The organism is Paracnuella aquatica, assembly GCF_003332885.2.
GTDB classification, from domain to species: Bacteria; Bacteroidota; Bacteroidia; order Chitinophagales; family Chitinophagaceae; genus Flavisolibacter; species Flavisolibacter aquaticus.
The window spans coordinates 14,579-29,721 of record NZ_QOWJ01000006.1 but is presented as its reverse complement, the minus strand read 5'-3'; the positions used below and the strand labels follow the sequence as shown (position 1 = coordinate 29,721).

The following is a 15,143-nucleotide window of genomic DNA, read 5'->3' as shown; positions in this document are numbered from 1 at the left end:
AAACTGCAATGCCGTTTTGTATTTTAACCAAAACATTTAACCATGAATAAAATAGTTTTTACACTGTTGCTGCTGGCAGCTATGCCTGTGGCTTTTGCCCAGTGCGAAAAAAATGTGTTGCTTTCTTCTTCTAAAACTGAATACGTTGATGCATCGGGCAACGTGGACCGCACCGTCGAGGAAAACAGCACGGTTGCCATCACCAAAGACTCCATCGTTATTACACCCGGCCACGATCAAACCATGTCCGGTACCATTGTATCAAAAACCTGCAATTGGACCGTACCTTTCAAAGAAGGTAAATCGGTGATGAAAGTGCAGCTAAAAAACGGCACCGATAGCGAGGTACGCAACCTCACCATCACCGTGGAAGGCAAAGAGGGAAAAGTAACCCTGCTGGCTGTGATGGACGAAATGCCCGACCGGCAGATCAGGGTGCCGATTGATAGTTTTGTTGAAAAGATGTAAGGACAGCTATACAGTTATTCTATTACTGTTATCAGTGTTGTATGCCACAAATAAAAACATCACTATACCACTTGTTCGACCGCTTTCATCGTTTGTTATATCCCCATCAAAAGCATACACCCATTGAACTTGAGCCGTTGGGTTATGCCCCTGCCACACCCGGCAACAAAGTACTGCTTGTGGAAGAGGAGCAGGATCTATGCACACTAATCAAAATTTATTTAAACCGCATCAACTACGAAGTGCAGGTGACGCACAACGGCATTGAAGGTTTAGCAACAGCCGCCGCTACAAAGCCCGATATTATTTGGGTATCGTCAACGCTTGTTGCCCAGGATCCGGACCTGCCGTTTAAACTACGCGATGCAGCACCCAATGCACGGGTTTCAGAAAAAATGAATATCAAAGAACTACTGAAAAATAATCGGGATAACAATGGTGCAAAAATTGAGTAATCTCCTGTTCTAAACCTCACCGCATGAAGAACATGAGCTTGCTGCTGCTGGCCCTTTTTGCAGCCACAACGGTAATGGCGCAAGCCGCCAACTATCCGCACCCCGTTCGTTTTGTATCACTCACCATTGAAGGGCAGCCGGTAAAAATGGCTTATATGGATGTGGCGCCGGCTGCACCCAACGGCAAAACCGTTTTGCTGCTGCACGGCAAAAATTTCAACGGCTATTACTGGAAAGAAGTGATCCCTTTTTTACAACAAGCCGGCTTTAGGGTGGTAGTGCCCGACCAGGTAGGCTGGGGCCGGTCGGACAAGCCCAATATTCATTACAGTTTTCACCTGCTGGCCCACAATACACGGCAACTCCTCGATACGCTGGGCGTGCAGCAGGCCATTGTGCTGGGGCAAAGCATGGGCGGCATGCTGGCTACCCGCTTTGCGCTGATGTACCCGCAACGGGTGGCGCGGCTGATTTATGAAAATCCAATCGGTTTGGAGGATTACAAAACCTTTGTGCCCTACCAACCGGTTGATGCACAATACACCGCCGAACTAAAAGCCACAATGGCATCGCTGCGGCAATACCAGCAAAGCTATTACCCGCAATGGAAGCCCGAATACGAACAGTATGTAACCGCACAATATGATGCTTTGCAACAACCCGATTTTAAACAGGCCACCTGGGCCAGTGCACTTACGTACCAGATGATTTACGAACAGCCGGTGGTGTATGAGTTTAAAAACATCGGCGTGCCTACGCTGATCATTATTGGGCAGGAAGACCGAACCGTGGTGGGCAAAGGTTTGCTGGAAAAAGCAGTGGCTGCGCAACACGGCAATTACCCGCAACTGGGCCGCTGGCTGCAGGGCCAGATCAAAGGTTCGGAACTGGCGGAACTGCGCGGCGTGGGACATATTCCGCATATACAGTCACCCGAAGATTTCAAAAAAGCAGTGTTGCAATTTATCAGTAACTAATTCTTGAATTAAGAAGTGAAAATTTTACCGCCATAAATGGCTGCAGCAAGATATTTTTATACATAAACCAACAGCAATGGACAACCGAAATAAGAAAGAAAAGCTAGGTATAGCACTGGTAGGGCTTGGATCGTATAGCGAGGGGCAACTGGCACCGGCACTGCAGCAAACAGCGCATTGCTACCTGGCAGGCATTGTTACCGGCTCCGAAGAAAAAGCCAAAAAGTGGCAGGTGCAATACAACATACCGGAAACCAACACCTACAACTATCAAAATTTCGAGGACATTGCACACAACAGCGATATCGATATCATCTACATCGTGCTGCCCAATTCGATGCATGCCGAATATGTGATCCGTGCAGCAACCACTGGCAAACACATTATCTGTGAAAAACCCATGGCCCTTTCGGTGGAAGATTGCAACCGCATGATTGATGCATGCAACAAAGCCGGCGTGCAATTGTCAATTGGTTACCGCCTGCATTTTGAACCATTCAATGCCGAAATGATGCGCATTGGAAAGGAACAGCCTTTTGGACCATTGAAAAAAATTAAGTCTGACCACGGCATGGCCGACACGGACGGATGGCGCATCGAAAAAGCCCTGTCGGGCGGCGGCCCGCTGCAGGATCTGGGCATCTATTGCATACAGGCATGCCGCTACACCACCGGCACGGAGCCGATTGCTGTAACCGCACAGGAAGGCGCCAAAACAAAGCCTGAAAAGTTCAAGGATGTGGAAGAATCAATGACCTGGCAAATGGAATTTCCGGGTGGCATCACCGCCGAATGCAGCACTACATACGTCAAGCGTATGAGCTACCTGCGGGCTGAGGCAGAACGGGGCTTTGCCGAACTCGATCCCGCATTTGATTACAACGGCCTGCAGGGTAAAACCGGCGATGGGCCCATGCAATTTGCCGACATCAACCAGCAGGCGGCGCAGATGGATGATTTTGCGCTGGCCTTAAAAGAAGGGCGCCCCACACCGGTACCCGGCGAAATGGGCCGGCAGGATGTGGCAATCATACAGGCTATTTACAAAGCAATGGAAACAGGCCAACGTGTAGAGCTAAAATAGCCACGAGTAGTCATTGCCCCACCGCATTGCATGCAGCCCATTGCAAAACATCAACCCTTTTCAACTATATGCCTAAGGTTCACATCAAGGCCAATGAGATACTTTCCAATGGACATTTCAAGCTGCAAAAAATCAGTTTTGACATTGGCAAAAAAGACGGCAGCACCGGGACACAACACCGCGAAGTGTTGTTCCGCAACGATGCGGCCACCGCACTGCTGTATAACAGGAAAGCACAAACGATTATACTCACAGAGCAGTTTCGTATTGCCACCTATGTAAACGGTAATGCAACCGGCATGCTGCTGGAAACGCCTGCAGGCCTGCTGGAAGATGGCGAAGACCCAAAGCACAGCATCATCCGGGAGATCAGCGAAGAAACGGGTTATGCGGTAACGGATGTTCGCCAAGTGCTTTCGGTCTATTCATCGGCCGGGGCACTTACGGAGTTGATCCACCTGTTTGTGGGCGAATACAACAAAGAACAGCAGGTTTCAGATGGAGGCGGGCTGGAGGAAGAAGGCGAAGAAATTACGGTTCGGGAAATGCCGTTTGCCGAGGCGGTAGCGATGGTCAACCGCGGCGAAATCAAGGATGCGAAAACGGTGTTGTTGCTGCAATATGCGCAGATTAATAAATTGCTGGAAGCGGGAGAATGAATGATGAGAATGTCGAACAGATGAATAGATGAACAAGGAACAGAGGAAGTTGAGAAGAGAATATCGAACAAGGAACAAGGAATGATGAACCGCAGAAGGGAACAGCCGGTGGGGAATGCTTGAATATTGATAATTAGGGTTTATCAATGAAGGGGATGGTGAAGAAATAGCGCAAATATTTTGCATTGAAAAAAGTGGGCGTAGCCCACACCATTTGGTAGCAACATGTAAACCATGAAAATCATTTGGGCGTAGCCCAAACCGGTGCACGGGCACATGCTGTCCATATTGCAAATGGCTGCAGGGTTGATCTACGATCAACGGAAATGAACAAAATGTTTAGCGGGTTTTGCTACCAACTGGTTTGGGCTACGCCCAAAATATTCTATTCATTTTTAAAATCTCCCACAACGGGTTCGTTCGTAATTCACAATTCACCACTCACCATTCACCATTCCCCTCACGACGCCATTTTTGCCAACCGCACCGGCCGCCATACTGGCATGGACGCAAACACGATATAACCCAACCCTACGGCAATCATCGAAAAAAACAGGAGCAGGAAAAAATCGCGGAAATAAAAGCTCAATCCAATGCCGCCCAGGAAATAACAAAACACCGCAACCTCCAACACATATACCCAACTGATCTTTCGTTCCAGGTATGCGTTGTTGCTGGCTGCATCGCTCATTTTGGGCGTACGCACAAACTCCGACTTCGAGCCCCAAAAGCCCTGCATCACTGCGCAGGCATTTTGTACCGAAAGGCCCATATACACCACCAGGAAAATGGGGTAATGCCTAAAGAACTGCACCATACCCTGCCTGCCGCCAACAGCAGCGCCATTGTAATAAAATACTGTTAGCGCCACCAGGTTCAGCCCGGTAATAACGGTGTATTTACTCCACTCCATGATCTCGGGATACATGTTGCGAAACACCAGCAGCGGCACCGTAAGCAGCGCATTTACAAACAGGCATACAAACAAAAACGACGACAAGAGATGAAAAACACCGTGCAACTTTTTATCAATGGGCAATGCAGCGGCCAATAGAGCCCGCACATTTTTGCGCAGGCTTTGTGCCATGCCTTTTGTCCACCTGAACTGTTGCACCTTAAATGCCTCAATCACCGAAGGCAACTCCGCAGGCACTTCTATCTCCTGGTCGTACACCAGCTTCCAGCCCTTCATTTGTGCCCGGTACGACAGGTCCAGGTCTTCGCTCAGCACATTGCCATCCCAGCCGCCGGCAGCCTCAATACACTCCTTGCGCCAGATGCCTGCAGTGCCGCAAAAGTTGATGAAATAACCGGCATTACTGCGGCCGGTTTGCTCCACCGAAAAATGCGTGTCGAGCAAAAAAGTTTGTATGCGGGTCAGGTGGTTTTGTTCGCGGTTGAGGTGGCCCCAGCGGGCCTGCACCAGCCCCACATTGGGGTCGGTAAAGTAGGGCACCATTTTATTTAAAAACTGAGGGTCTGGCGTAAAGTCGGCATCAAAGATAGCAATGAGGTTGCCTTTGCAATGCGCCATGCCTGCCTGCAGCGCACCGGCCTTGTAACCCTTGCGGTTGGGCCTGCGCAGCACGGTGGCATCAATGCCATTTTGCCGCAGGCGCCATACCGCCGCATCAATAATGTTGGAGGTTTCATCGGTGGAGTCGTCGAGCACCTGCAGCTCAAATTTATCTTTTGGATAATCCAGCTCCGCCAGGTTGTGCATCAGCCGCGCAATCACGTATTTCTCGTTGTATACGGGTATTTGTATCGAAACAAAAGGCAGCGCACCAGGCAGTGCAGCGTCCGGGCTTTTGCGCCGGCTCTTTTTTTTATAATGCCACAACAGGTGCAGCTGCACCAGCCCATTGATGAGCAGCCATGCGGCTGTAAGCACATAAACTCCAAAAACAACGTACGCCACAATTTTTACTGGATCGGCCACAGAGCAACTGTATTAGGCCAAAACCCCAACAAAACTGGTGCCCTTTAATGATTGGCGGAAAAGTAAAAACAGCTATTGCTCCAAATACCGCTCAATAGCCTGAACAATACGGGAGATCAATTCGTACGACGGACCGTTGGTTTCACGCTGCAGCGATGAAAGCCCCTCGGTGCTTTTGTACATAATGGTGCCGTTGGGGATAAGGTGGTGCAGGGTAGTATCGGGCACTTGTATGTGCACCGAAAAAAGATCGGAAGCTGTGGTGATTTTTACAAAAGCAGTGTATTGCCTGCCTTCAAAAGAAAAATCCACGGTAAAGATTCTACCCATATAATTTGGTTATCAAAAACAGGTATCGGAGTTGCCAGCGCCGCTTCGGTTAAGCATGGCTGCGATAGCAAGCTAAACAAATAAAAATATAATTCGCAGAAATGCACCCTTTTGCACTTCATATTTATCCACCGATAGATGTTCGATAATGAAAACCATCTTCCATTGATTTATGTTCATTTTGCAAATATGACGCCCCGCCACTGCCCACTCACTATTGCTTAATTGCGCTATTTTGCCCTTTTTATTGGAGGGATGTTTGCAAACCCCAAAGGCCGCAATACATCCATTGCAGCTAGCACCTATGACCAAAATTCTCATTATATATACCGGTGGCACCATCGGCATGATGAACGACACCACTACTGGCGGGCTCCGGCCGTTCAACTTCTCGCAGATTGTGGAAAATGTACCCGAGCTTAAGCGGCTCGATTATGAGATAACGGTGGTTTCGTTTGACCCCATCATTGACTCATCGAACATGGAACCCGCCATTTGGGTGCAGCTGGCCAAACAAATTGGGGACCATTACAACGAGTACGACGGCTTTGTGATCCTGCATGGAACGGATACAATGGCGTACACCGCATCGGCACTGAGCTTTATGCTCGAAGGGCTCAACAAACCCGTGGTATTTACGGGGTCGCAATTGCCCATTGGCGAAATTCGCACCGATGCCCGTGAAAACCTCATCACGGCGCTGGAAATTGCTTCTGCAAAAAAAGACGGCAAGGCCCGTGTGCCGGAGGTCAGCATCTACTTCGACTTCCAGTTGTTCCGCGGCAACCGCACTTTTAAATACAGCTCATATAAATTCGAAGCGTTCCGGTCGCCCAACTACCCGCCGCTGGCTGAAGCCGGCGTGCACCTCAGGTTCAACGACAACAACATCAGGCCCTGCCCCAATTGCAGCCTGCATGTACAAACCGAAATCAACCCTTCTATTGCCGTTTTAAAATTATACCCCGGCATACAGCCCCGCACCGTAGAAGCCATGCTGGATGTGGATGTGGCAGCCATTGTGATGGAAACGTTTGGCTCGGGCAATGCGCCCACTAATGGCTGGTTTTTGCGGGCCCTGCGCCGCGCTATTGATGATGGCAAAACGATCCTCAACATTTCGCAGTGCCCTGTGGGCTCTGTTGAGCTGGGCCGCTACGATACCAGCCGTGCCCTGAAGGAAATGGGCGTGGCCAGCGGCTACGATATGACCTTTGAAGCGGCTGCAGCCAAACTGATGTACGGCATGGGCAAAGGCCTGCGCGGCCGGCGCCTGGAACTGTTGCTGGAAGATGATATTGCCGGAGAGTTGACGAAAGAAAAAGGAACGCGATAATTCAAAATCCAAAAGTAAAAAGGCAAAATTGGCTACCGAATGAGACAAGCCTTTTTGACTTTTGAATTTTTACTTTTGACTTATTGATAATCTACCCGCCTTTATTATTGTCGCCGCTTCGATAACTTAGCTACTCATTGATCATACAAAAACCAATAACATCATGATTCGTAACGCAACAGCCGTATGGACCGGATCCGGTAAAGAAGGAAAAGGAAACCTGAGCACCCAAAGCGGAGTGCTGCAGGAAACGCAATACTCGTTCAACACCCGTTTTGCCGATGGCATTGGCACCAACCCCGAAGAGCTGGTGGCTGCCGCACATGCAGGCTGCTTTACCATGAAGCTGAGCTTTGTATTGAACGAAGCAGGCTTTACTGCCGACCGACTGGAAACCAAATGCGACATTACTTTTGAAAACGGCTCGGTTACCAAATCACACCTCACCGTGTCCGGCTCCGTGCCCAATATCAGCAAAGAGCAATTTGACGAAGCAGTGAAAAATGCAGAGCAAAACTGCCCGATTTCCAAGCTGCTCAATACCGAAATTTCTTCGGAAGCTACCTTGTCTTAATTCGTTTTTTATAAACGCAGTAAAAGCCCCGCAAGATGCGGGGCTTTTTGCTTCCGGCACCATTTTAGAACCGCCAACAGGCAGGCCGCACCGCACAACCGGGGCAGCTCTTTATTCACCCTTAAAAATGACAACCATGAACACAAAAGACAACAATGAACGCCTGGATGGCCAGCAAAACGAATCGGGTTCGGACAACTACACCAACCCCAACGACCAGGTTAAAAACGTAGGCAGCGAAAGCAATGCAAACATCCGCCGCGGCCAGTCGGCCGGCATGAGCGAACGCCCATCGGAGGGCACTGTGGGCAGCACGCACAGCTCGGGCATCAGCACCAAGCGCAGCGTTACCGGCAGCGATTTCGACGGGCAGGTATCGCCGAGCTAAACTGTTGGGTTTAATGTTTCAGGTCTAAAGTTTAAGGTTGGGTTTTACCATACAACATTGAACCTTAAACTTTAAACATTAAACACCAAACCCTCGTGGCACAATGTTTTTACCAACAGATCTGCCATATAATTTTTTTGATCTAAAAAATGTACAACTATGTCAGAAAACAGAAACGAGGACATGGGCCGCAACCAGCGTTCGGACGGTAGCATGAACGACCAGCAAAACACATCGGGCATGCAAGGCTCCGACATGGGCAACACCCGCAGCTCTGAAGGCCTAGGCGGACAGGGCCAGCGCTCCGATATGGAGCAGGAAGGCCGTCGCCAGGACACCAGCAGCGGGCAGCAAAACCTTGGCCGCTCCAGCGTAGCCGATTATGGCTCCTCTGGCCAGCCGCTCGATAGCGGTGATGCAGGCCGTGGTGGTAGTGCAGGCTCGGGCCGCACCGATACCGGCGGTATGGACGACATGGATGACGAAGGCATGGGCCACAGCCGTAATGGCGCAGGTGGCATGTAATGCATCCGATTGCTTGCAGCCACCGCAGTGGCTAAACCAGTGCGCCTTGTTTTTATAGACAAGGCGTTCTGGTTTTTACAACGGCAGCAAACCATGGCGTTCGTTACTACGCAATTCATTTAACCGATAAAAAACAAGATCATGTCAGACGAAAAAAATAAACAACACCGCCCCGAATCTTACCCCAAACCCACCGAGATGGACAGTGCATTGCGCCAGCAGGATGAGTACTCCACGCTGAAGCCCAACGAGCAGGGCCACATCAGCGGTGTAAGCCAAGACAACAACCCCGGCGAAGACAACGCCGCCAACCAGGAAGATGTTCGGGAAAACTTTGACAACTACCGAAAAAACAGCGAAAGCGGATCTTGAGGAAGATCGAACAGACGGACAAGGAACAGATGAATGACGAAGGGAATGATGAATTATTGATGATGGATTATTGATTATTGGGCTCGTTCCAAATTAGTAACTCATCATTCATCATTCCTAATTTTCTTTCTGCGGTTCGTCATTCCTTGTTCCTTGTTCGATATTCTTTCCTCAACTTCTTCTGTTCTCTGTTCCTTGTTCATCTGTTCGACATTCTTCCCCTCAAACCTCTGTTAATCCCGCCGAAACGGCGCGGTTACACGGCAGGTTTTCGGTAAATTTGCACCCTTATGGAGTTCTCAAGTGCACTGCTCGAAACGGCGGTAAATGAGTTTGCAAAGCTGCCCGGAATTGGCAAAAAAACAGCGCTGCGGCTGGTGCTGCACCTGCTGAAGCAAGATGCCGAAGAAGTGCAGCATTTCAGTGAGATTGTGGCCCGCATGCGCAGCGAAATCAAGTTTTGCCAGCGCTGCCACAACGTGGCCGATACCGATACCTGTTCCATCTGCGCCAACGCCGCCCGCAAGCAGGATGTGATCTGCGTGGTGGAAAACATCCGCGATGTCATTGCGTTGGAAAGCACGCAGCAGTTCAATGGCACCTATCATGTAATTGGGGGTGTTATTTCCCCGCTCGATGGCGTGGGCCCGTCGCAGCTCAACCTCGATACATTGATCCATCGAACACAAAAAGAAAGCACGGCCGAAGTGATCTTTGCCTTGTCGCCCACCATTCAGGGCGATACCACCATTTACTACATTCAAAAGAAATTGCCGCCCGGCATCAAGGTTACCACCATTGCCCGGGGCATTGCTTTTGGCGGCGAACTCGAGTACGCAGATGAAATGACCCTTGCCCGCTCCCTGCAAAACCGCCTGCCGGTGGAAAGCTATGTGGGCAGCAGGTAGCACATTTCGTTTTGATTGATGAACATTAGCACACCAATACTTTTCAATAGCAAAGCCGCTCCGTTTCGAGTGGCTTTTTTTATGTTACCAGCATTTGTATTGCTATTGTGCACCTGTTGCGTCGCACACTTGTACTGCTAGTAATCCTGCGCAACAAATAATCGTTTCAAACCATTTGTAACCCAAGCCCGGAGGGGTTGAACCTTCAATAGCCGCCGGTGCAACCGGTAGATAACATTTCCGCGTGGTGCATTCAACCCCAAAGTGGTTGCACATGTTCTGCGCCTTACGCATGTTCAACCCCTTCGGGGTTGCACGTTACCGACTTACTAATTCATTTCTGTAACCGCCGGTTGCCCCGGCGGCTAATCATATTGCAGCCCTTCGGGCTGCTTGTCATCAATCAACTCACTCTTTGCCCATCAAACAATTTGCTCATCTGCCAAACACTCTGCCTGTCATGCTGAGCGCAGCGAAGCATCTGAGTGTTGTAAATACGTACTGTTGCAAAAGTAGCAGGCTCCTTCTTCCATCAACATTTCCCCTAGTGCAAAGCTCAGATGCTTCGCTGCGCTCAGCATGACAAGGCCGGACCCTGTGGTTTTGCAAACACCGATTTTACTCCATTGCCGCCACCCAGCTTCCCCTCCAGCCCTCACCATAGCGCATGATACTTTTTACCCCTATCTTTGCCCCTGCTGGCGGATTTGTTTATTGTTCGGCCAAAACCCCGTAGTGGGAACAGAACTAATAAACGTGTGAACATACTCCTCTGTAGTAGTTTCTCCTCGTTTACCCGTTCCTGCGCAGGCATTGCCCTTTCCGCCACACCAACCTCCCGGAGATTGGGGCAAAAAATTTTTGTGATCCTTTGTGCCTCCTTGTCTCCGTGGTTTAAAACAAAAACTATGGACATCCGCAAACAACTCGAACAACGCATATTGGTGATTGATGGCGCCATGGGCACCATGATCCAGCGGCATAAATTAGAGGAAGCCGATTATCGCGGCGACCGCTTTAAAGATTGGCCCTCCGACCTTAAAGGCAACAACGACCTGCTTTGCCTCACGCAGCCGCAGATCATCAAAGGCATTCATAAAGAGTACCTCGCCGCCGGCGCCGATATTATTGAAACCAACACCTTCAATGCGCAGCAGGTTTCCCTGGCCGATTATGGCATGGAAAGCCTGGCCTACGAAATAAACGAAGCGGCAGCGCGGCTGGCAAAAGAAGCCATCACCGAGTACGCACAGGAAAGCGGCGATACTACGCCCCGCTATGTTGCCGGTGCCATCGGCCCGCTCAACAAAACCCTGTCGCTGTCGCCCGATGTATCCAACCCCGGGTACCGTGCCCTCAGTTTTGACGAAGCGGTGGCTGCTTATTACGAGCAAATCCAGGGGCTGGTTGCCGGCGGCGCCGACCTGTTTTTGATTGAAACCATATTTGATACCCTCAATGCCAAGGCAGCCATTTTTGCCGTAAAAAAATGGAGCCGTGAAAGCGGCCGAGAATTGCCGGTAATGATATCGGGTACCATTACCGATGCTTCGGGGCGTACGCTAAGCGGACAAACACTGGAAGCATTTTATACATCGGTAATGCATGCCAAGCCGCTGAGCATTGGATTGAATTGCGCATTGGGTGCACAGGAAATGCGGCCGCACATTGAAGAGCTGAGCTCTATTGCTTCTTGTTTTACCTCGGCTTATCCCAATGCAGGTCTGCCCAATGCCATGGGTGAATACGATGAAGCGCCGGAAGATACCGGCCACTACATTGAGGAATGGGCGAAAGAGGGCTTTGTAAATATTGTGGGCGGCTGCTGCGGTACCACACCTGATCATATCCGCCACATCGCAGAGCATGTAAAAAGTTTAAAACCCAGGCCGTTGCCGGTGGTGGAAGCAGTTGTTTGATACACATAAAACCACGGAGACACGATGGCACAGAGTAACACGGAGATTTATCATGAACCATTGTCCGACTGGGAGAAGTGGCTGGCGCAGCAGATTGTAAACATTGCCTACACCATCCACAAACAATTGGGTCCGGGACTGCTGGAAAGCGTTTATGAAAAATGCTTTTGTTACGAGTTGTCAAAGAGAGGGATTGCTTTTCAAAGGCAATGCGCTTCACCTATTAAATATGATGAACTAGTAATCGATGGCGCATTAAGGATTGACATTTTAGTTGAAAATCTGATCATCATAGAATTGAAAGCACAGGAGCATTACCATCCTGTTTGGGAAGCGCAACTACTTAGTTACTTAAAACTAACAGGAAAACGACTGGGATATTTAATCAACTTTCATGTGCCGCTGATGAAAGATGGCATTAAAAGAAGAATACATTAAAAACCGTGAACCTCCGTGTCCGCTGTGACTCTGTGGTTCAAATGCATTATAATGAACGCTATAAAACCTTATCTCCGCCTCTCCGGCCTCGAGCCGCTGGTGGTGCGCCCCGAATCGAATTTCGTAAACGTAGGCGAACGTACCAATGTAACGGGTTCGAAAAAATTTGCACGCCTCATTCGCGAAAACAAATACGAAGAGGCGCTTTCCGTTGCCCGCCAGCAGGTGGAAAACGGTGCGCAAATTATCGATGTAAACATGGACGATGCGCTGCTCGATGGCGTGCAGGCCATGACCACTTACCTGAACCTGATGCAAAGCGAACCCGACATTGCCAAAATCCCGGTGATGATCGACTCGTCGAAATTTGAGATCATTGAAGCGGGTCTTAAATGCGTGCAGGGCAAGTGCGTGGTCAACTCCATTTCGCTGAAAGAAGGCGAAGAAAAATTCATCGAGCAGGCACATACCTGCTTGGCTTATGGCGCAGCCATAGTAGTGATGGCGTTTGATGAGGCTGGCCAGGCCGATACGCTGGAACGCCGCATCACCATCTGCGAACGGGCATATAAAATACTCACCGAACAAGTGGGCTTCGACCCGCAGGACATCATCTTCGATCCCAACATTTTTGCCGTAGCTACCGGTATAGAAGAACACAACAACTACGCGGTTGATTTCATTGAAGCCACCCGCATCATCAAGCAAAAAATGCCGCTGGCCAAGATCAGCGGCGGCGTTAGTAACGTGTCGTTTTCGTTTCGCGGCAACGATCATGTTCGCGAAGCCATTCACTCCGTGTTCCTGCTGCATGCCATCAGGGCGGGCATGGATATGGGCATTGTAAATGCAGGCCAGTTGGTGGTGTACGACCAAATAGAACCGCAGCTGCGTGAACTTTGCGAAGATGTGATCCTCAACCGCAGGCCCGATGCCACAGAGCGGCTGGTAACATTTGCCGAAACGGTAAAAGCAAAAGGTAAGGAAGAAGTAAAAGACGAAGCATGGCGGGCCAACTCTGTGCAAGAACGCCTCAAACATGCGCTGGTCAACGGTATTACCGAATACATTGATGCCGACACTGAAGAAGCAAGGCAACAGTATCCGCGTCCGCTGGAAGTGATCGAAGGCCCGCTGATGGCCGGTATGGATGTAGTGGGCGACTTGTTTGGTGCGGGTAAAATGTTTTTACCGCAGGTGGTAAAAAGCGCCAGGGTAATGAAAAAAGCCGTGGCCGTTTTAACGCCATACATCGAAGCAGAAAAAGAAGAACGACTGAAAGCGCATGCTGCTGCGGGTACTACTGCTACCGAAACGGCAGGTGCCGCAAAAGTGTTGATGGCTACCGTTAAAGGCGATGTGCATGATATTGGTAAAAACATTGTAGGCGTAGTGCTGGGTTGTAACGGGTATGAAGTAATTGACCTGGGCGTAATGGTGCCTGCCGATAAAATACTGGACACCGCGCAAAAAGAAGGCGTTGATATCATTGGGTTGAGTGGACTCATCACACCATCACTCGACGAGATGGTGCATGTGGCCCGCGAAATGAAACGCCGTGGCATGAAGCAACCGCTGATGATTGGCGGCGCTACTACCTCACGGACACACACAGCCGTAAAAATTGCACCCGAGTACGATAATGGCGTGGTGCACATACTCGATGCATCGCGCAGCGTAACGGCAGTAAGCAGCATGCTGAGCAAAGAACAAAAAGAAGGCTACCTGCAACAAGTTTCGGAAGAATATGATGGGCTGCGCAAACAGTTTGCCGCCAAACAGGGAACCAAGGCCTCCATTACATACGAACAGGCAGTGGCGCAAAAAGAACAGTTCGATTGGGCTGCATATAATCCAGTTAAACCAGCCGTTGATGATGTGCAGGTGTTCCAGGCCTTTGACCTGGCAACCATTGCACGCTACATCGATTGGGGCCCGTTCTTTATTGGTTGGGAAATGCCCGGCCGTTTTCCGCAGGTATTGAACGATCCGCAGTTTGGTGCGGAAGCAACCAAGTTGTACAACGATGCTCAAAGAATGGTGGAGCAAATCATCAATGAAAAATGGTTTACCGCCAGAGGCGTGATTGGCTTTTGGCCGGCGCAAAGCAACAACCGCGATACGATCACACTGCAAACAAAAGAAGGCGCAGTTAACCTTGAATCGCTGCGGCAGCAAAATAAAAAAGCGGCCGGGCAACCCAGCTTTTCGCTGGCCGATTTTGTAAGCCCCGTAGCGCAGGATTATATGGGTGCATTTGCCGTAACTGTCGACGGCGCTAAAGCACATATTGACCGCTTTGCCGCCCAGCACGATGATTACAATAAAATTTTGGTACAAATCCTTGCCGACCGGTTTGTGGAAGCCTTTGCCGAATGCCTGCACCACCAGGTGCGTACGGAGCATTGGGGTTATGCAAAGGACGAACAGCTTTCGAACGAAGAATTGATTCGCGAAGGCTACCAGGGCATTCGCCCGGCACCGGGTTATCCGGCCTGCCCCGACCACACCGAAAAGCTGAAGCTGTTCTCACTGTTAGGCGTAACCGAAAACATAGGCATCGAGCTTACCGAAAGCCTTGCCATGAACCCGCCGGCATCAGTGTGCGGTTGGTATTTTGCACATCCCGGCAGCCATTACTTTGGTTTGGGTAAAATTCAGCGCGACCAGTTGCAGGATTATGCACAACGAAAAGGTATGAGTATTGAAGAAGCGGAGCGCTGGTTAAGGCCCGTGCTTGAATAACATTTAATAACATAAAAAACGCA

General features: G+C 49.9%; 16 protein-coding genes. 14 read left to right on the top strand and 2 right to left on the bottom strand.

Annotation, left to right across the window (positions count from 1 at the left end):
- Positions 1 to 42: 42 nt before the first annotated feature.
- The 5 genes from DRJ53_RS10370 to DRJ53_RS10350 all read left to right on the top strand — a co-directional run bounded on the left by DRJ53_RS10370 (position 43) and on the right by DRJ53_RS10350 (position 3,643).
- On the top strand, positions 43 to 468 hold the full coding sequence (locus DRJ53_RS10370; RefSeq protein ID WP_114235568.1) for a hypothetical protein: 426 nt from the start codon (positions 43 to 45) through the stop codon (positions 466 to 468).
- A gap of 41 nt (positions 469 to 509) precedes the next feature.
- Positions 510 to 923: a response regulator gene (locus DRJ53_RS10365; RefSeq protein ID WP_123893491.1), complete on the top strand. Its 414-nt coding sequence runs from the start codon at positions 510 to 512 to the stop codon at positions 921 to 923.
- 23 nt (positions 924 to 946) lie between these two features.
- Positions 947 to 1,900, top strand: a complete 954-nt coding sequence (locus tag DRJ53_RS10360; protein WP_114235566.1) for an alpha/beta fold hydrolase — start codon at positions 947 to 949, stop codon at positions 1,898 to 1,900.
- 76 nt (positions 1,901 to 1,976) lie between these two features.
- Entirely contained in the window at positions 1,977 to 2,984 is a 1,008-nt protein-coding gene (locus DRJ53_RS10355) for a Gfo/Idh/MocA family protein (RefSeq protein WP_114235565.1), read from the top strand.
- Positions 2,985 to 3,052: 68 nt separating this feature from the next.
- Complete coding sequence (locus DRJ53_RS10350) at positions 3,053 to 3,643, top strand: NUDIX domain-containing protein (protein ID WP_114235564.1); 591 nt, start codon at positions 3,053 to 3,055, stop codon at positions 3,641 to 3,643.
- 460 nt (positions 3,644 to 4,103) lie between these two features.
- On the opposite strand, the gene DRJ53_RS10345 is transcribed toward DRJ53_RS10350, so the two are convergent.
- Complete coding sequence (locus tag DRJ53_RS10345; RefSeq protein WP_114235563.1) at positions 4,104 to 5,585, bottom strand: glycosyltransferase; 1,482 nt, start codon at positions 5,583 to 5,585, stop codon at positions 4,104 to 4,106.
- A 72-nt stretch (positions 5,586 to 5,657) separates the two neighbouring features.
- The gene (locus DRJ53_RS10340; protein ID WP_114235562.1) at positions 5,658 to 5,915 is read right to left on the bottom strand and encodes a hypothetical protein; all 258 of its coding nucleotides are present in this window, start codon (positions 5,913 to 5,915) and stop codon (positions 5,658 to 5,660) included.
- A gap of 304 nt (positions 5,916 to 6,219) precedes the next feature.
- Between DRJ53_RS10340 and DRJ53_RS10335 the strand changes: the two genes are divergently transcribed.
- The 9 genes from DRJ53_RS10335 (at position 6,220) to metH (ending at position 15,120) form a co-directional block, all read left to right on the top strand.
- Positions 6,220 to 7,251, top strand: coding sequence for an asparaginase (locus DRJ53_RS10335; protein ID WP_114235561.1), 1,032 nt, complete (start codon positions 6,220 to 6,222; stop codon positions 7,249 to 7,251).
- 163 nt (positions 7,252 to 7,414) lie between these two features.
- Entirely contained in the window at positions 7,415 to 7,825 is a 411-nt protein-coding gene (locus tag DRJ53_RS10330) for an OsmC family protein (RefSeq protein ID WP_114235560.1), read from the top strand.
- 136 nt (positions 7,826 to 7,961) lie between these two features.
- Entirely contained in the window at positions 7,962 to 8,213 is a 252-nt protein-coding gene (locus DRJ53_RS10325) for a hypothetical protein (RefSeq protein ID WP_114235559.1), read from the top strand.
- Between the two features lie 159 nt (positions 8,214 to 8,372).
- On the top strand, positions 8,373 to 8,738 hold the full coding sequence (locus DRJ53_RS10320; protein ID WP_114235558.1) for a hypothetical protein: 366 nt from the start codon (positions 8,373 to 8,375) through the stop codon (positions 8,736 to 8,738).
- Positions 8,739 to 8,879: 141 nt separating this feature from the next.
- Complete coding sequence (locus tag DRJ53_RS10315; protein WP_114235557.1) at positions 8,880 to 9,110, top strand: hypothetical protein; 231 nt, start codon at positions 8,880 to 8,882, stop codon at positions 9,108 to 9,110.
- A gap of 290 nt (positions 9,111 to 9,400) precedes the next feature.
- On the top strand, positions 9,401 to 10,018 hold the full coding sequence (gene recR, locus DRJ53_RS10310) for a recombination mediator RecR (RefSeq protein ID WP_114235556.1): 618 nt from the start codon (positions 9,401 to 9,403) through the stop codon (positions 10,016 to 10,018).
- 908 nt (positions 10,019 to 10,926) lie between these two features.
- Entirely contained in the window at positions 10,927 to 11,937 is a 1,011-nt protein-coding gene (locus tag DRJ53_RS10305; RefSeq protein WP_114235555.1) for a homocysteine S-methyltransferase family protein, read from the top strand.
- 24 nt (positions 11,938 to 11,961) lie between these two features.
- A complete protein-coding gene (locus tag DRJ53_RS10300; protein WP_114235554.1) occupies positions 11,962 to 12,375 on the top strand; it encodes a GxxExxY protein in 414 nt (137 codons plus the stop codon).
- Positions 12,376 to 12,426: 51 nt separating this feature from the next.
- Positions 12,427 to 15,120: a methionine synthase gene (metH, locus tag DRJ53_RS10295; protein ID WP_114235553.1), complete on the top strand. Its 2,694-nt coding sequence runs from the start codon at positions 12,427 to 12,429 to the stop codon at positions 15,118 to 15,120.
- The last annotated feature ends 23 nt before the right edge of the window (positions 15,121 to 15,143 follow it).